At 70.3% G+C, this 17,257-nt stretch carries 16 protein-coding genes and 1 riboswitch; of the genes, 2 read left to right on the top strand and 14 right to left on the bottom strand.

Annotated features, from left to right (window positions below; all coding sequences use genetic code 11):
* The first annotated feature begins 9 nt into the window (after positions 1-9).
* Positions 10-951 carry an STM4011 family radical SAM protein gene (locus BFF76_RS13345; RefSeq protein WP_031094907.1) on the top strand — a complete coding sequence of 314 codons (942 nt, stop codon included), beginning with the start codon at positions 10-12 and terminating at the stop codon, positions 949-951.
* 66 nt (positions 952-1,017) lie between these two features.
* On the opposite strand, the gene BFF76_RS13340 is transcribed toward BFF76_RS13345, so the two are convergent.
* Positions 1,018-1,845 carry an SGNH/GDSL hydrolase family protein gene (locus BFF76_RS13340; RefSeq protein ID WP_065848272.1) on the bottom strand — a complete coding sequence of 276 codons (828 nt, stop codon included), beginning with the start codon at positions 1,843-1,845 and terminating at the stop codon, positions 1,018-1,020.
* Between the two features lie 170 nt (positions 1,846-2,015).
* The gene (locus BFF76_RS13335; RefSeq protein WP_053929206.1) at positions 2,016-2,939 is read right to left on the bottom strand and encodes a peptidoglycan DD-metalloendopeptidase family protein; all 924 of its coding nucleotides are present in this window, start codon (positions 2,937-2,939) and stop codon (positions 2,016-2,018) included.
* A gap of 4 nt (positions 2,940-2,943) precedes the next feature.
* A riboswitch (cyclic di-AMP (ydaO/yuaA leader) is annotated at positions 2,944-3,103 on the bottom strand.
* Between the two features lie 424 nt (positions 3,104-3,527).
* Here BFF76_RS13335 and BFF76_RS13330 point away from each other — a divergent pair.
* Entirely contained in the window at positions 3,528-4,343 is an 816-nt protein-coding gene (locus BFF76_RS13330) for a tyrosine-protein phosphatase (protein WP_031094902.1), read from the top strand.
* Between the two features lie 9 nt (positions 4,344-4,352).
* Here the strand turns inward: BFF76_RS13330 and BFF76_RS32960 are convergent, their stop codons facing one another.
* The 12 genes from BFF76_RS32960 to BFF76_RS13275 all read right to left on the bottom strand — a co-directional run bounded on the left by BFF76_RS32960 (position 4,353) and on the right by BFF76_RS13275 (position 17,223).
* Positions 4,353-4,526 (bottom strand): DUF6126 family protein, encoded by a 174-nt coding sequence (locus BFF76_RS32960; RefSeq protein ID WP_167359489.1) that lies wholly within the window; start codon positions 4,524-4,526, stop codon positions 4,353-4,355.
* 67 nt (positions 4,527-4,593) lie between these two features.
* On the bottom strand, positions 4,594-5,214 hold the full coding sequence (locus tag BFF76_RS13325) for a helix-turn-helix domain-containing protein (protein WP_031094900.1): 621 nt from the start codon (positions 5,212-5,214) through the stop codon (positions 4,594-4,596).
* 72 nt (positions 5,215-5,286) lie between these two features.
* Complete coding sequence (locus BFF76_RS13320; RefSeq protein WP_053929205.1) at positions 5,287-6,681, bottom strand: aspartate aminotransferase family protein; 1,395 nt, start codon at positions 6,679-6,681, stop codon at positions 5,287-5,289.
* Between the two features lie 169 nt (positions 6,682-6,850).
* A complete protein-coding gene (gene hpnH, locus BFF76_RS13315) occupies positions 6,851-7,870 on the bottom strand; it encodes an adenosyl-hopene transferase HpnH (protein ID WP_053929204.1) in 1,020 nt (339 codons plus the stop codon).
* Positions 7,871-7,876: 6 nt separating this feature from the next.
* Positions 7,877-8,536, bottom strand: a complete 660-nt coding sequence (locus tag BFF76_RS13310) for a phosphorylase family protein (protein WP_031094892.1) — start codon at positions 8,534-8,536, stop codon at positions 7,877-7,879.
* Between the two features lie 4 nt (positions 8,537-8,540).
* Positions 8,541-10,547, bottom strand: coding sequence for a squalene--hopene cyclase (gene shc / locus BFF76_RS13305; RefSeq protein WP_031094891.1), 2,007 nt, complete (start codon positions 10,545-10,547; stop codon positions 8,541-8,543).
* Positions 10,548-10,651: 104 nt separating this feature from the next.
* The gene (locus tag BFF76_RS13300; RefSeq protein ID WP_051834628.1) at positions 10,652-11,755 is read right to left on the bottom strand and encodes a polyprenyl synthetase family protein; all 1,104 of its coding nucleotides are present in this window, start codon (positions 11,753-11,755) and stop codon (positions 10,652-10,654) included.
* Positions 11,752-13,140 (bottom strand): hydroxysqualene dehydroxylase HpnE, encoded by a 1,389-nt coding sequence (gene hpnE / locus BFF76_RS13295; protein ID WP_053929203.1) that lies wholly within the window; start codon positions 13,138-13,140, stop codon positions 11,752-11,754. The genes BFF76_RS13300 and hpnE overlap by 4 nt, the downstream gene beginning before the upstream one ends.
* Positions 13,141-13,228: 88 nt before the next feature.
* A complete protein-coding gene (hpnD, locus tag BFF76_RS13290) occupies positions 13,229-14,149 on the bottom strand; it encodes a presqualene diphosphate synthase HpnD (protein ID WP_199831496.1) in 921 nt (306 codons plus the stop codon).
* 29 nt (positions 14,150-14,178) lie between these two features.
* The gene (gene hpnC, locus BFF76_RS13285) at positions 14,179-15,099 is read right to left on the bottom strand and encodes a squalene synthase HpnC (protein WP_065848271.1); all 921 of its coding nucleotides are present in this window, start codon (positions 15,097-15,099) and stop codon (positions 14,179-14,181) included.
* Between the two features lie 416 nt (positions 15,100-15,515).
* On the bottom strand, positions 15,516-16,301 hold the full coding sequence (locus BFF76_RS13280; protein ID WP_053929201.1) for an ABC transporter ATP-binding protein: 786 nt from the start codon (positions 16,299-16,301) through the stop codon (positions 15,516-15,518).
* Positions 16,294-17,223 (bottom strand): ABC transporter permease, encoded by a 930-nt coding sequence (locus BFF76_RS13275; RefSeq protein ID WP_031094876.1) that lies wholly within the window; start codon positions 17,221-17,223, stop codon positions 16,294-16,296. Before BFF76_RS13275 ends, BFF76_RS13280 begins: the two co-directional genes overlap by 8 nt.
* Positions 17,224-17,257: the final 34 nt, after the last annotated feature.

Genomic DNA, 17,257 nt, shown 5'->3' with positions numbered 1-17,257 from the left:
CCGGTGAGCATGGACCTGACGATCCTTTACCGGGGCCCGCTGGCCTCGTGCGACTACGACTGTCCCTACTGCCCCTTCGCCAAGCGACGGGACACGGGTGAGCAGCTGCGGTCCGACCGTGCGGCCCTGGAGCGGTTCACCGCGTGGGCCGCCGCGCAGACCGGTGACCGCCTGTCGGTGCTGTTCACCCCGTGGGGGGAGGGCCTGGTGCGGTCCTGGTACCGGAAGGCGCTCGTCGAGCTGTCGCGGCTGCCGCACATCGGCCGGGTCGCCATCCAGACCAATCTCAGCGGCCGTACCGGCTGGCTGGCGGGGGCGGAGCGCGACAGGGTCGCCCTGTGGTGCACCTACCACCCGGGGCAGACACCGTACGAGCGCTTCCTCGGCCGGTGCCGGGAGCTGACGGCCCTCGGGGTGCGGTACAGCGTCGGTGTCGTCGGCCTCGACGAGCATCTGGAGGAGGCCCGCCGACTGCGCTCCGCGCTGCCGCCCGAGGTGTACCTCTGGGTCAACGCCGCCGAGGGGCAGACCTACACGGACGAGCAGGCGGCCCGCTGGACGGACCTGGATCCGCTGTTCCCCTACAGCAGGCATCCGCACCGCTCGGCCGGGCTGCCCTGCCGGACCGGGGAGTCCGTCGTCTCGGTGGACGGTGACGGGACGGTGCGGCGCTGCCACTTCGTCCGTGCGGAGCTGGGCAATCTCTACGACGGCAGCTACCGGGATTCGCTCGGCCCGCGCGGCTGCCCGCGCGACGTGTGCGACTGCCACATCGGCTATGTACACCTGGAGACGCTGCCGTTGTACGACGTCTTCGCGGGCGGTGTGCTGGAGCGGATACCCACCCGTCCGGTGCGGATACCCGCCCCGGACGGGCTCGTGCCGCCGGATCCGGACGGGATCACGTTCCCGGATCCGGCCAGGCGCACCCTGCCCTTCGTGAGCCGCTGAGGAGCTGCTGAGGGCTCACTCGCGAGCCGCGCCGAGGAGCCAGCACCGACGAGCCGACGCGGCTCGTCAGAGCGGCAGCAGATCGGGGCGCTTGGCAGCGACGTGGTCCCCGGAGGACTCGCCACGCAGTCGGCGCCCGATCCACGGGACGAGGTACTCACGCGCCCACTGGATGTCGTCGCGCCGCACCTCGAGCGTCCCGCGCTGTGCCTGCGGGGGCCACACCTGGTCGGGGTCGGCCGGCACATCGAGGCCGAGGACCTGGGCGGCGCGCAGCGCCACCCAGGTGTGCCCCTCCGCCGAGAGGTGCAGCCGGTCGTTGTCCCAGGCCCGCCTGTCCTGCACGGACCGCAGGGACCAAAGGTCCAGCACCGGGCAGTCGTAGCGGTCGGCGATGGACCGCACATGTGCGCTGTACATGGCGATCTTGCCCCGCAGGTGCCTGAGCACGGGGATGCCACGAGTGTCGAAGCCGGTGGTGACCATGACGGTGCCGACGGCCTGTGTCAGCTCGGCGACCGCACGCTCGAAGCGTTCCGCCACGTCGTCCGGGTCGGAACCGGGACGGAGGATGTCGTTGCCGCCCGCGCAGAAACTCACCAGATCCGGTGCCAGCTGCTTTGCGCGGGGGACTTGCTCCTCGACTATCTGGTCGAGGAGGCGTCCGCGTACGGCGAGATTGGCGTACCGGAAGTTCCCGTGCGTGTCGTCCGGCGGGCCGACCACCGCATGCGGGACCGGGAGCTGGTCCGCCAGGAGGACCGCGAACCGGTCCGCCCAGCCGACGAGCGTCCCGTCGGGTCCGGGGTCTCCGACGCCTTCGGTGAAGCTGTCGCCGATCGCCGCGTACGACCCGATGATGCCTCGTCGTCTGTTTCTCGAATCGTCTGCCACAAGGGCTTATCCTGCACCTTCTAATGTGACCTACGCGACCGTAATAGGGGGTTGACGGGTGGTGATAAAGACCACCCGGTCAGTTTTTGGTAAAGCCGGAATAAGGAGAGGGGCGGTGCGCCTCGGCGCACCGCCCCTCTCCCCGCTCATCCACCCTCGGGCGGTGCGTCTCAGATGGAGACGCCGTGCGAACGCAGGTAGGCGACCGGGTCGACGTCCGAGCCGTAGCTCGGGCCGGTGCGGACCTCGAAGTGGAGGTGCGGGCCGGTGGAGTTGCCGGTGGAGCCGGAGAGGCCGAGCTGCTGGCCGCCGGTGACGGTCTGGCCGGCCGAGACCTCGAGCGAGGACAGGTGCGCGTACTGGGAGTACATGCCGTCGCTGTGCTGGATGACGACCTCGTTGCCGTACGAGCCGCTCCAGCCCGCGGAGACCACGGTGCCCGGACCGATGGACCGGACACTGGTGCCGGAGGCCGCCTGGAAGTCGGAGCCGGTGTGGTAGCCGCTGGACCAGCTTGCGCCGGAGGCGCGGTACTGGGTGGTGACGTTGGCGTTCTCGACCGGGGCGGCCCAGCCGGAGCTGCTGCTCTGCGACGCGCCGGAGTCGGCGGTCTCGGCTGCCGGAACAGCCGCCTCCTCGACCGGGGCGGCCGTCTTCTCGACCGGGGCGGCCTTCTTCACCGTCGACGGTGCCGCCTTGGAGGGCGCGGCCTCGGCCGGCTTCTCCACGGAGCCGGACGCCTTGCCACCGAGCGTCAGCTTCATGCCCGGGAGGATCAGGCTCGGGTTCTCGCCGACGACGTCACGGTTGTCCTGGTACAGCTTCTGCCAGCCGCCCTTGATCTTCTTGTCGGCCGCGATCTTCGCCAGGTAGTCCCCGGCGACCACGGAGTAGGACTTCGGGGAGCTCTTCGCCGCCGAGGCGGGGGCGCTGTGGGCGGCGACGGACTTGGCCGGCGCGGCCTGCTCGGCGGCGTGGGCGCCGGTGGCGCCGATCAACGGAAGGGCGAGAACGGCGCCGCCGGTCCCTGCGGCGATGACGCCCCGGGAGATCGGGCCGGTCTTCGTGCGACGGTGCTTGCCTTTTGCGGGCATGGGGAATTCCTCTCCGGCGCCTGCGAGGTGAGCTGTCGGGTTCGGACTGGAGATGCCCGGCCGCGATGGTGCGCGACTTGACCCCAAGCCGTACCGGATCCCTCCGGCCGGCGGCTTACCTGGTTCCCCCGCTCCTGCCACACGTGAGTCGGTGCGGATTCCGGGCGGCGGCAGGATTAGGCGTTCCGTCCGGATTGACCGTGACCGTAAGCGAGCCGGGACGCGGCGAACAAGCCGCGGATCGCGAGCCGGAATCAATGCTTCATTTCCGGCGCGGAATTCCCGTCACACTCCGTGGATTACGGATCTTGGCTTTCCGCACGGCGTCCGGAATACCCCTCGGTTCCTTCACCACTCACCGTCACGGATATGATCCCGCTCACCTGTCTCGCCCCATCTCCCGCACAAGCGGGGCATGTTGTTCTAAATGCACTAATACGGACATGTGATAGCCGTCGCTCCACCCGGCGGGCGCCGCCACGACGACCGGGACGGCTGCCTGACGCAGCCATGTCGTATCGTCGCGATCGTGCCCCCCGTCGGCGGCCGGCGCCGACGCCCGACACTCCAGGAGCCCTTGTGACGCAGATGCCAGAGGTCCCGCTGGCCGGCCCCGAGTCGACGGACGTCGACCTGACCGGTGTCCGCAACTTCCGCGACGTCGGCGGGCTTCCGACCGCGGACGGCCGCTCCGTGCAGTACGGGCGCCTCTACCGCAGCGGTCACCTCGCCCACGCCACCGAGGCCGACACCGCCTTCCTGGCCGGGCTCGGCCTGCACACGGTCTTCGACTTCCGCAACGCGGCCGACCACAAGCTCGACGGTCTCGACGTGGAGCTGCCCGGCGTCCGGAATGTCAGCATTCCGCTCTCCGACCCGGCTGACGGCGCGGAGTTCTGGCGGCTGGTGCGCGACGGCAACATCCAGCAGCTGCGCTCGATCCTGGCCGACGGCAAGGGAACGGAGCGGATGGTCGCGTCGTACCGCTCGATCATCAAGGACCGCACCGCCGAACACAGCCGCGTGCTGCACGCGCTGGCCGAGGACAGCGTTCCCGCACTGATGCACTGCGCGGCGGGCAAGGACCGGGCAGGCCTGTCGATCGCGGTCTCGCTGCTGGCGGTGGGCGTGGAGAAGGAAGCCATCGAGGCCGACTACCTCAAGTCGAACGACGCGCACCGCCGATACAGGGTGCGGCGCAGCGACACCTCACCGGTGGGAATGTCCGACGAGGTGATGGAGCTGCTCAATCCTCTCTTCGGGGCCCACGTCGAATACCTCGACGCCGCGTTCGCCACCATCGAGGAGGTCTGGGGCAGCACCGACCGCTACCTCCTCGAAGGACTGAAGGTCAGCCACGAGACACGTGCGAAGCTCCGTGAGCGCCTCGTCGAGGGCGCGTGACGCCGGGGGTCAGCCCTTTCCCGCCACGGTGAAGAGCAGGAAGAGGAAGGCCGCGATGACATGTCCGGCCACCAGGTAGGCGAAGAGCCGGATCACGACGCCGCGCGGCATCCGCCGCTCCTGCGTGTCCGCGCTCTCCGGCCGGCGCGGGGTGAGCGGATCGAAGTGCTCCGAATCGGACATGACGTTCCTCTCTCCCGGCCTCTCGGGCCGGGGTGACGAAGGGTACGCACGGTGTGGGCGTGCGGGATCAGAAGCGGTGGATCCCGCTGCCCAGGCACAGCTCGGCGGCGGGGCTCTGCAGCAGGGTGTGGACGAAGAGCAGACGCGCCCCGGTGATGTCCGGCGCGGCGATCCGGTGCGGTGTGAGCGAGTCGAAGTGCGCGCTGTCACCCGGATCGAGGTCGTGCACGGTCTCCCCCAGCACGACCCGCAGCCGGCCGTCGAGGACGTACAGCCATTCCTCGCCGGGGTGGACGCGCACGAGATCGCCCTCGGTGCCGTACGGGACGCGGACGCGCAGCGCCTGCATGGCACGGCCCGGTCCGCCTGCCTGCCTGTAGAACCAGCCGCCCGCCTCCGTGCCTCCGGGCGCGCCCTCGAGAGGGCCTCCGCGCACGATCGCGTCACGTTCGGGAGGCATCTCGCCCAGGAGTTCGGAGACGGTCGTACCGTAGACACGGGCGAGCCCGAGCAGCATCGGCAGCGAGGGCTGCCTCCGGCCCGTTTCGAGCCGGGAGAGGTGGGCCGGGGAGAGTTCCGCCCGGCCGGCCGCTGCCTCCAGGGTGAGGCCGCGGTTGCGGCGCAGGTCACGCAGGCGCGGCCCGATTCCCGGGAGCTCGTCGGCCGCCCCACCGTCGGGAGGATTCATGCCTCCATTGGGCCAGGATCTTCCCCCCGAGGCAAATTACTTACCTCAGAGGCAAATTGCCCGAGGCCGCTGTCAGCGGTTGGCGACGGCCTGCTTCACCAGCGTCCTGCCGAAGTCCCACATCAGCCCGCCTCCACTGTGCGCGTCGTCCATGACGGCGGTGAAGGCGGTGACGAAGCGATCGACTTCCGGTTCTCCGATGACCAGCGGCGGAATCAGCTTGATCACCTCCAGATGATCACCGGAGACCTGGGTGAGGATCCGGTGCTTCTGCAGCAGCGGCACCACCACCATCTGCGCGAAGAGCCCTTTGCGGGCCGCCTGCAGCATCGCCCAGCGGCTGCGGAGCCCGAGGGACGAGGGCCGACCGAACTCGATGCCGATCATCAGTCCGCGCCCGCGTACCTCGTGGAGCAGTTCGTAGCGTCCGACGAGCGCGGCGAGCCGCTCGCGCAGCAGATCACCGGTGCGGCGGGCGTTCGCGACGGTCTCCTCCTGCTCCATCACCGCGAGTACGGCGAGCCCGGCCGCCATGGCCTGGGCGTTGGAACCGAAGCTCGCCGAGTGGACGAGGACCCGGTCCATCGACGAGTAGACGCGCTTGAAGATCCAGTCCTTGCCGAGCGTGGCGCCTACCGGCACGTAGCCGCCGGAGAGCGCCTTGGCGACACACAGCAGATCGGGTTCGACTCCCTCCTCGTGCTGATAGGCGTAGAAGTCGCCGGTCCTGCCGAGTCCGGTCTGCACCTCGTCGGCGATGAGCACGGCCTTGTGCCGGTGCAGCAGATCCTGCGCCTCCCGCAGGAAGCCGGGGGGCGAGGCGTGGACGCCCTTTCCCTGGATCGGCTCCACGACCAGCCCGGCCACATCGCCGCGCCCCAGCTCGCGCCGCAGTGCGTCGAGGTCGCCGAGCGCGATGGCCGTGTCGGGCAGCAGGGGCGCGAACCCGTCCCGGAAGCCCTTCTCGCCGTTGACCGAGAGCGAGCCGGTCGTCAGCCCGTGGAAGGCGTGGTCGCAGTAGAGGATCCGTGGCTTGCCGGTGGCGTAGCGGGCGAACTTCAGCGCCGTCTCGACCGCCTCCGTACCGCTGTTGCCGAAGTACACCCTGTCCAGGTGCGGACTGTGGGCCAGCAGTTTCTCGGCCAGCAGCCCGGGCAGCGGCTGGCAGTCGAAGCGGGTGAGGTCGGCGAGCGAGGCGTCCAGGACGTCATGGAGCGCCCGGCGCACGACGGGGTGGTGCCTGCCGAGACCCATCACGCCGAAGCCGGCGAGCATGTCGAGGTAGTCGTTGCCCTCCGCGTCCCAGAAGTGCGCACCCTCGGCCCGCTCGTAGACCTTGTCGAAACCGAGGGTGTGGAGCATCCGCGGCAGCTGGTGGTTGAGGTGGCGGGTGTGCAGCTCGTAGCGTTCGGCGCCTCGTTCCGCGAGCAGCCGCGCCAGGTCGAAGCCCGGCTGTTCGTCCTTCATGCCCCGTCCTCCCTCGCCGTGTTCCGTTCTTCCGCCTCCGCGCGGCGCTCCGGCGCCGCGGCGCGCCCCCGCCGGCCCGGCCCGGACGCGCCGCCTGAGGCGGCGGCATCCGGGCCGGGCCGGCAGCCCGGGCAGAGCCGGTGCGGCCGGCCGGCCGGTGGTGACGAGGTCACCGGCTCCCGCCGATGGTCTCCCGTGCCGCTCGCAGGGATTCCTTCAGTGATCCCATGGTGGCGAGCACCGCGGTGGGCTCGTAGCCGCAGTGCGCCATGCAGTTGGCGCAGCGCGGGTCCTTGCCCCGGCCGTACTTGTCCCAGTCCGTGTCCTCGATCAGCTCCCGGTAGGTGGGGACGTACCCGTCGCTCATCAGGTAGCAGGGCCGCTGCCAGCCGAAGAGCGAGTAGTTGGGGATCGCCCAGGCCGTGCACGGGAAATCGGCCTTGCCCTCCAGGAAGTCCAGGAAGAGCGGCGAGTGGTTGAGCCTCCAGCGGCTGCGGTTGCCGCCCGAGAAGGACTTCTTGAAGAGCTCCCGGGTCTGCTCGACACCCAGGAAGTGCTCCTGGTCGGGTGCCTTCTCGTAGGCGTAGGCAGGCGAGATCATCATCTCGTCGACCTTCAGTTCGTCGTTGAGGTAGTTGAGGACCTCGATGACGGTCTGCGGAGTGTCGGTGTTGAAGAAGGTGGAGTTGGTGGTGACCCGGAAGCCGCGCCGTTTGGCCTCCTTCATCGCGGCCACCGCCTCGTCGAAGACGCCTTCCTTGGCGACCGACTCGTCGTGCCGCTCGCGCAGCCCGTCGATGTGCACGGCGAAGGCGAAGTAGGGCGAAGGGGTGAACTTGTCGAGCTTCTTGCGCATCAGCATGGCGTTGGTGCAGAGGAAGACGTATTTCTTCTTCGCGACCAGCTGGCGCACGATCTCGTCGATCTGCGGGTGCATCAGCGGCTCGCCGCCGGCGATGGAGACCATCGGGGCCCCTGATTCCAGCACCGCCCCGACCGCCTGCGCGACCGGCATGCGCTGCTTGAGCACTCCGGCCGGATGCTGGATCTTCCCGCAGCCCTCGCACGCCAGGTTGCAGGCGAACAAGGGTTCCAGCTCGACGATCAGCGGAAACTTCTCCCGCTTGCGGAGCTTCTGTTCGAAGAGATACGTCGCAACCTTGATGGACTGGCGGAGCGGCATGGCCATCTGGGCTCACCTCCTGGGGAGCAGCAAAGAACGGTGCCATTCATGGAAAGCCGGAAGCACTGCACGAAGAACGCGGAATGCCGATATTCCACCGCGGACCGTGCCGATACGGACGAGCTCATGCTCTGGAGCGTCCACGACCACCCGTACGGCCGCAACTGGGCGCGACCCGGTCCGCACGGCTGTGCGGAGGGTGGCGGCGGACTCCATGTCCACCGCGATGGCGCCGGTGGCCCGGAGCCCGGCCCGCTCCGGCCCCCGGACGACGTGTCCGGAGCCGGCCAGCGGGCCCGTGTGGACCGTACGTCCTGGCACCACCCTGACCAGTGCGTCGACCATGAGGCCGGTGCCGGTGCACGCCGTGGTGCCGCCGGCGTCGCGGGTCTCCTCGGCCACCACGAGGTCTCCCGGATGCATGCCGGGTTCCAGTCCGGCGCAGAAGCCTGAGGCGATGACCGCGGCGCCTTTGGCACCGTGCTGCCCCAGGGCGGTCCGGACGGCGTTCTCCGCCGCCCTGGGGCCCATCCCGGACCTGATGATGCTCACGGGGCCGGGCCCCTGGACGCCGCCCGTCCTGCCGGTGCGCAGCGCGAAGCGCTCGATACCGAGCGCACAGGCGATCAGCAGCGGCGTGGCGGGCGCGGGCGGCTCCTGTGCACCACCCATCGGTTCAGGCCCCCTTGCCGGCACCGATACCGGCGGCTGTGGCGAAGGGGTCTCCGTACACGTAGCGGCCGAGCGCGGTGAGGGGGAAGACCTGCCGGTACAGGTGGTAGTTGATGGAGAAGTCCCAGGGGAAGCCGGTTCCGGTGAAGTGCGGCTCGTCCCAGGAACCGTCGGCCTGCTGGGTCCTGGCCAGCCAGGTGACTCCCCGTTCCACGGACCTGCTCTCCTTCTCACCCGCGGCCAGGAGCGCGAGGAGCGCCCACGCGGTCTGGGACGCGGTCGAGCTGCCGTGGCCGATCCACTTCTCCTCACGGTAGGAGCGCAGGTCCTCGCCCCAGCCACCGTCGTCGTTCTGTACCGACTTCAGCCATTCGACGGCCCGCTGCACCGCGGGATGCCCGGCAGGCAGTCCGGCCGCGATCAGGGCGGGCACCACGGAGCCCGTCCCGTAGATGTAGTTGACGCCCCACCGGCCGAACCAGGCCCCGTTCGCCTCCTGTTCGGCGAGCAGCCACTCGACGCCCCGGCGGGTACGGGGGTGTTGCGCCCGCCCCTCGACGGCGAGCATCTCCACGACGTGTCCGGTGACGTCCGCCGACGGCGGGTCGATGACCTCACCGAAGTCGCAGAACGGCAGCCGGTTGGGCAGCGGGCTGGTGTTGTCCGCGTCGAAGGCTCCCCAGGCGCCGTTGCGCGACTGCATGCCGAGGTTCCAGCGCACTCCGCGCTCGATGGCAGCCTCGACCCTGTCGGGGTCGGGGTGCTGGACGCGACGCAAAGCCAGGACGACTTCGGCGGTGTCGTCGATGTCCGGGTAGTTGCTGTTGTGGAACTCGAACGCCCATCCACCCGGAGCCAGTTGGGGCTTTCGCACGGCCCAGTCGCCGGGGCGCACGATCTCCTCGCCGAGCATCCAGTCGGCCGCTCTCACCAGCGCCGGGTGGTCGGGGCTCACTCCCGCGTCGGCGAGGGCGATGGTGGCGAGGCAGGTGTCCCAGACCGGGGACTGGCAGGCCTCGACCATGCGGGCGCCGTCCTCACGCCACACGGTGAACCGGTCGAGCGATTCGAGACCCGCCCGCATGACCGGGTGGTCGAGGTCGTATCCCAGCAGGTGCAGGGCGATGACGGAATACACCGCGGGGGGCTGGATGCCGCCCCAGCAGCCGTCGTTCTCCTGGCGTTCGATGATCCAGCGGGCGGCGGCGTTCATGGCGACGCGCCGCAGCTTGCGCGGGGCCACCTTGTGGTACAGGTGCAGTGCCTTGTCGAGCCGCTCGAAGACGCCGTCCCAACTGACCACGGGCGCGGTTGGTCGGGACGGTCGTGGGTCGGCCGGGTCGCTGTGCAGTTCGTCCAGGGGAAACGGTGCCGGCCGTACGGGCCGCATGGCGGACACGATGGTGAGCGGCACGATGGTCTGGCGGGCCCAGCAGCCGAAGTCGTAGATGTTGAGCGGGACCCACTTCGGGAAGAACATCAGCTCGGGCGGGAGTTCCGGCAGGTCGTCCCACTTCCACCAGCCGAAGAGCGCGAGCCAGATCCGGGTGAACACCCGGGACTCCGCGATACCGCCCTGCTCCCTGACCCAGCCGGCCGCGCGGATCATGTGGGGGTCGTCGGGCCGGTCTCCGGCCAGTCGCAGGGCGACGTACGCCTCGATGGTGGCGGAGAGGTCGGGCGGTCCCTCGTAGAAGGTGTTCCAGGGGCCGTCGCCGAGTTGCTCGCCCCTGATGAAGCGGGCCGCGGCCTTGACGGTGTCCGGGTCCTGGATTCCCAGGAACTGACGGAGCAGCAGGTCCTCGGCGTCCATGGTGACGTTGGTGGCGAGGTCGCCCTTCCACCAGCCCTGCTCGTCCTGCCGGCCGAGGAGGTGCTCCACCGAGCGTTCCGCGGCCTGCCGCGCGACGGCGAGAACATCGTCCGCGGCGATGGTTGATTCGGTCGGATCGCCGGCCGGGGCTGCGAGGAGGTTCGCGGCCCCGGTGCTTCCGTCGGTCGTCGCTGTCATGGCTTCCCCTTCGTGCAGTGCTGTCCTCTGCTGTGCTGGGGTCTCCGTCGGCGGGCGCCCCGTGGGGCGCCCGCCGGCGACTGCGAGTCATATCTGGATGGTGATCATCTCTTTCGTACGACCACGAAGTCCGCGAGCTCGGTGAGCTGCGCGCGTACTCGTTCCGGCATGTCGACGCCGTGCAGCGCCTCGATGGCTACCGCGTGCTGACGGCGGGCTTCCTGGGCGGTCCACTCGCGGCCGCCCGCCTCCTCGATGAGTGCCGCTCGGGCGGCGAACTCCTCTTCGGAGAAGCTGTCGAAGTCACTGCTCTTGGCGTCCGCGGCGAGCAGTTCGCCCAGACGCTCCGATGCGGGCCCGCCCGCGGCGAGCGCGGCCACGACGGGCAGGGACTTCTTGCGCTGGCGCAGATCGCTCCAGGTCTGCTTGCCCGTGGACTCGGGGTCGCCCCAGATTCCGAGCAGGTCGTCGACCGCCTGGAACGCGAGGCCGAGGTGGTAGCCGTACGCCTCCAGGGTGTCGGCGGTGCGGTCGTCGGCCCCGCCGAGCACGGCGCCGATGGAGACGGCGCAGGCGAGCAGGGCGCCCGTCTTGTTGCCCTCCATCTCCAGGCACTCCTCGACGGTGACCCGCTCGCGGTGCTCGTAGGAGATGTCCTGGGCCTGACCATCGATCAGCTTGCGGCTGGCCGTGGTCAGGCGGCGGGCGGCACGGCCGGCCTCGACGGTGCCGAGCTCCAGCAGGATCTCGTTGGCCAGCGCGAAGAGCGCGTCGCCGACGAGGATCGCCTGGGCGGGGCCGTGCACCTTCCATACGGTGTCGCGGTGACGGCGCTGCTCGTCGCCGTCCATCAGGTCGTCGTGCAGCAGCGAGAAGTTGTGCACGAGTTCGACGGCCACGGCTCCGGGGATCCCGGCCTCCGCCGGGGCGCCCGCCGCCTCCGCGGACAGCAGGGCGAGTGCGGGACGCACGGCCTTGCCGCCGTCTCCGTCGGCCGGTCGGCCGTGGGCATCGATCCAGCCGAAGTGGTACGCCGCGACGGTGTCCATGGGCGGCGCCAGCCGGTCCACGGCAGCTCGCAGCACCGGCGCTGACAGGGCCCTCCCACGCTCCAGAAGCGCGGTGACGTCCGTGGGGTCCGCCACGGTGTCGTAAGCCGGATTCGCCGGGGTCACAGACTCTCCTCTTGTTCCGGTGGTACTGCTCATGCCGCCTCCTGCAGCGGATGTTCGTGTGGCCTGCCGAGGGCCCGGAGCGCGGCGTCCGCGGCGCTGAAGCCGCTGCGGACGGCACCCTCCATCGTGGCGGGCCAGCCGGTGGCGGTCCATGCCCCCGCCAGGTGCAGTCCGGTGGCACGGGTGTGCGTACCGGGCCTGAGGCGTCCCACGCCCGGTGCGGGCGCGAAGGTCGCGGTGCGCTCCCGGGTGACGAAGAAGTCGCGGATCCCGGCTTCTCGCGCCGCCGGGAGCAGCCGCTCGAGCTCGGGCACGTAGCGCTTGCGCAGTTCGGCGACGGGAAGATCGATCTCGTCCTGGGCCGCCGACTGGGACACCGCGAGGTACTGGCCGCCGCCCTGGAGGCCCGAGGACGCGGTGCGGTCGAAGACCCACTGCACGGGTGAGCCGAGCGCGGCGAAGAACGGCCTGCGCAGCACTGGTCGGTCGTAGACGACGTGCACGTTGAGGATCGGTGCGTCGGTGAGGTCGAGGAGCCGGTCCGGGTCGTCGAGCGCGCCGTCGGGCAACAGCCGGTGGGTCTCCCCCTGGGGCACGGCGAGTACGACGGTGTCCGCCTCGAACCGCTCGCCGTCGGTCTCCACGGCCCAGCGGCCGCCCTCGGCGCGGGTGAGGGAACCGGCCCGGGCGCGCAGCCGGATCTCGACGCCCGCCGATTCGAGTGCCTTCCGGGCGAGGGTGTCGTGGAGGTCCCCGAGCGGCACGGCGGCCCAGCCGATGTCGGCGGCACCCGGTTCGGAGAGGAGCCCCGTCTTGAAGACCTTCGCGGCGAGCGCCATGGAGGCGTGGGGCGCGGTGGCGTTGAGGGTGGCGACACCGACGAGGTCCCAGAGTGCCTCGATGGTGCGCTGCGACTGCCCGTGGCGGCGCAGCCAGGTCGCGAAGTCGATGCCGTCCAGCGCGGGGTCGGCGGGGTCCAGACGGCCCAGCGCCAGTGCGGCGCGGGCGACGCCGGCCTTCTCCGCGAGCGAGAGGTGCGGGTATGCGGCGAGCCCTCCGGCGAGGTGCAGCGGTACGGGCAGCCCGGTGCGGCGGAGCCGTCCGAGGCGCGGCCCGGCGGGCCGTCCGACGTCGAGCACGGGCACGTCGAGGCGGTCCTGCAGCGGGGCGAGGTGGGTCCCCTCGATCCGGTCCAGGAACCAGCGGTAGGCAGTACAGCAGCGCAGGTAGACGTGCTGGCCGTTGTCGACGGACAGGTCGCCGCGGCGGAAGGAGAAGGCGAGCCCGCCGAGGCGGGGGCGGCCTTCGAGCAGGGTGACGTCGAGCCCCGCGTCGGCGAGACGCAGCGCCGAGGTGACTCCGGCGAGGCCGCCGCCGACGACCACCGCCCGGGAGGGCCGGGGGCTTTGGCCTGTCATGTCCGCTCCCTTCGCCGTGCGGTCGCGGAAAGGGACGCACCGGGGCGCCCGCAGGTTGCCCGGGCCGTACCTCGGACCCGACCCGTCATCAGGCCCTCCCCCTGGCCGTCCGGCGTGAGATGTACCGCGTGTCGAGGCCCGACAGGCCGCGCACCGCAACGTACGCCTTCTCGTGGCCCGGCAGCGAGACCCTGCCGCGCAGGACCGCCTCGGGATCGCGTTCGATCCGGTCGAGGAGCCGGCGGTAGATGCCGGCCATGGCGGCCACGCAGGCACCGCTGCGCCGGTCCAGCAGGGGCAGCAGCCGGTAGCCCTCGGCGAAGAGCGCCCGTGCGCGGCGGACCTCGAAGTGCACCAGGCCGGCGAAGTCGGCCCCGGGGGGCGGGGTGGCCCGGTGGAATCCGGCGGAGCAGCCGAACTTGGCGAGGTCGTCCGCGGGCAGGTACGTACGTCCGTTGCCCGCGTCCTCGCGGACGTCGCGCAGGATGTTGGTGAGCTGGAGCGCGAGGCCGAGGGTGTCGGCGTACTCCGCGGCCCGCTCAGCACCGGGTGCGCCCGCGTCCGTCCCGAAGACGCCGAGGCTGAGGCGCCCGATGGCGCCCGCGACGCACCGGCAGTACGTCTTCAGGTCGTCCCAGGTCTCGTAGGTCGCGCTGCGCACATCCATCAGCACGCCGTCGATGAGCTCGTCGAGGCCGCCGAGCGGCAGCGGGAAACGACGCGCGGCGTCGGCCAGCGCGACCGCGACCGGGTCGGTGTCGTCCTCGTCGACCGCGTTGTCGCGGATCCGGCCGAGCAGTTCCCTGGTCTCCTCCAGCCGGGCGTGCTTGGTCCCCGGATCCAGTTCGCCGTCGCCGATGTCGTCGACCCGACGGGAGAAGGCGTACAGCGCCGACATCGCCTGCCGCTTCTCGTACGGCAGCAGTCGGATGCCGTACGCGAAATTGCGGGCCTGCTGTCCGGTGACGGCCTCGCAGTAGCTGTACGCGGCCTGTACCGGTGCCGACATGTACGTCGTCTGTCCCTCCACGGTCCGGCTCACCTCTCTCTGTGCGCTCTTCGCAGGACGTCCCCGACTTCGCGCAGCAGTCTGGGCGCGGTGGGTCCGGGCGGTCCGGGCAGTACGTCGAAACCGGCGGCCGAGATCGCGCCGAGGGCGGCCCGCCCTCCGCCGACGAATCCGGCGAGCAGCAGCTTGAGCCGGCCGTGGACGCTGCCCACCAGGGGGATGCCCTCGGCCAGCAGCTCACGGGCGCGCTCCGCTTCGAACGCCACCAGGGATCTCACCGCCGCACCTGCGGACGGTGCCGCCAGATCCGGTTCGCCGACATGGAAGCGGGCCATGTCCTCGGCGGGCAGGTAGATCCGGTCGCGGCCGAGGTCCTCGGTGACGTCCTGGAGGTGCTCGGCGATCTGCAGTGCGGTGCAGACGGCGTCGGAGCGTCGGATCCGTTCGGGGCTCGCGGTGCCGGTGATCTGCAGGACGAGGCGGCCGACGGGGTTGGCGGAGAGCTCGCAGTAGGCCAGCAGTTCCCGGTAGGTCCCGTAGCGGCGGACCTTCTGGTCCTGCCGGTTGGCTTCGAGGAGCCCGAGGAAGGGTTCGGGGGTCAGCGCGCAGCTCCGCACCGTGGGGCGCAGGGCGCGCATCAGGGGGTGGCGCGGCCCGTCGCCCGTGGCCGAGAAGACGCGGCGCAGATCGGCTTCGAGGGCGTCGAGGGCTGCCGGCCGGTCCTCGCTCTGTCCGGGTTCGAGGCCGAGGTGGCGGGCGTCGGCACCGCCCGGAGCCAGATCGCCGTCACCGATGTCATCGACGAGCCGGGCGAATCCGTAGACGGCCATCAGGTCGTCGCGCCAGGCCCGGGGCAGGAAGAAGGGGGCCACGGGGAAGTTCTCGTGCGCGGCCTTGTGGAGCGTGGCGGTGGCGGCGGCGTCCTCGCGCGCCCTTTGGGTACGGGTCACCGCGTACCACCCGACGCGGGGACGGCCACACCACGTCGGAGCTGGAGATTTGCCATCATTGCCGTCATATCTCCCGTTCTACACTGCTCACCCAAAACATACCTTTTCGGACACGCCGCTCGTCCGGCCGAGTGCGACATGCGCACAACGGGCGATGCGACGGGGGCGTATCACCCCACATTGCCGCGAATCAGCACCGTCACAGCTTACGTTGTGCAGCTCACAGAGCCGCGCCGGGGTGCTGCGCGCCTCGTGCGACGCCTCGGCCGTCGTCAACCTTCCCCGCGCGCGGGTGGATTGACGTCATCCGCCGGGAGGAGATCCTCCCGGGGCGCCCTTCGGGCCCTCCGTCTCGGCGCCCTTCACCGCGTGGCTCCCGCCGTCGCTCGCCGGCGGGAGCCACGGGTGCGCGACGGCTACTTGCCCGTCTCCCTCTCGTACGCCTTCAGCACCTCTTCGGTGGGGCCGTCCATCAGGAGCTCACCCTTCTCCAGCCACAGCACCCGGTCACAGGTGTCCCTGATGGTCTTGTTGTTGTGGCTGACGAGGAAGACCGTGCCCGCCTCCTTGCGCAGCTCGCGGATCCGCTCCTCGGAGCGGACCCGGAACTTGCGGTCACCGGTGGCCAGCGCCTCGTCGATCATGAGCACGTCGTGGTTCTTGGCGGCCGCGATCGAGAAGCGCAGGCGCGCCGCCATGCCGGACGAGTACGTCCGCATCGGCAGCGTGATGAAGTCACCCTTCTCGTTGATCCCGGAGAAGTCCACGATGTCCTTGTACCGCGCACGGATCTCCTCGCGGCTCATGCCCATCGCGAGACCGCCCAGCACGACGTTCCGCTCACCCGTCAGGTCGCTCATCAGGGCCGCGTTGACGCCGAGCAGCGACGGCTGACCATCGGTGTACACGCTGCCGTGCTCGGTCGGCAGCAGGCCGGCGATGGCCCGCAGCAGGGTGGACTTGCCCGAACCGTTGGTGCCGATGAGGCCGATCGCCTGGCCGCGGTAGGCGGTGAAGGTGACCCCCCGCACCGCGTGCACCTTGCGCACACCGCGTGGTTCGCCCTTGCCCCGGCGCATGATCCGGCTCAGCGCCGCGGTGGCGCTGCCCTTGCCGCCCCCCGTGCCGTTGACGCGGTACACGATGTGCACGTCGTCCGCGATCACGGTGGGGATGTGTCCCTGGGACGATTCCTCAGCCACGGCCGTACCGTTCCTCTGCCTTCCAGAAGTACACGAAGCCCACGACGCCCACCACGAGCGACCAGGCCAGCCCGACCGCCCAGACGTGCTGCGGCAGGTTCTCGGAGCCGTAGCCGTCGATCAGCGCGAAGCGGACCAGGTCCATGTAGATGGCCGCCGGGTTGTACTGAAGTACGTCGGCGATCCACTGCGGCTTGTCCGCCAGCATCACGGGGATGGAGAACATCACACCCGAGGCGTACATCCAGGTGCGCATGACGAACGGCATCAGCTGGGCGAGGTCGGGGGTCTTGCTGCCCAGCCGGGCCATCACGAGCGCCAGGCCGGTGTTGAAGAGGAACTGCATGGCCAGTGCCGGGATGACGAGCAGCCAGGAGAGCGCCGGGTAACTGCCGAAGGCGACCGTCACGGCGAGCAGCACGATCATCGAGTACATGAGCTGCTGGAGCTGCTGCAGCGAGAACGAGACGGGCAGCGAAGCGCGGGGGAAGTGCAGCGCCCGGACCAGTCCGATGTTGCCCGAGATGGAGCGCACCCCGGCCATGACCGAGCTCTGGGTGAAGGTGAAGACGAAGACACCCGTCACCAGGAACGGGATGAAGACCTCCTTGCTCATCCCCCTGGCGGTGCCGAGGATGATCCCGAAGATCAGGAAGTAGACCACTGCGTTCAGCAGGGGCGTGGCCACCTGCCACAGCTGGCCGAGCTTGGCCTGGCTGTACTGCGCGGTCAGCTTCGCCCTGGAGAACGCCAGGATGAAGTGCCTGCGGCCCCAGAGCTGCCGGATATACGCGAACAGCCCGGGCCGGGCGCCGCTCACCGTCAAGCCGTACTTGTCGGCGAGCTGGGACGCGCTCAGTCCCTCGTCGGCGGACGGCGGGCTGCTCAGCGCAATCCCGCCGTCGTGGGTCGTGTCACTCACAGTTAAGAACTCTCGTCTTCACAATGCGCAGCCG

The organism is Streptomyces mutomycini (assembly GCF_001700505.1).
GTDB classification, from domain to species: domain Bacteria; phylum Actinomycetota; class Actinomycetes; order Streptomycetales; family Streptomycetaceae; genus Streptomyces; species Streptomyces mutomycini.
This window is presented reverse-complemented; position numbering and strand designations above follow the sequence as displayed.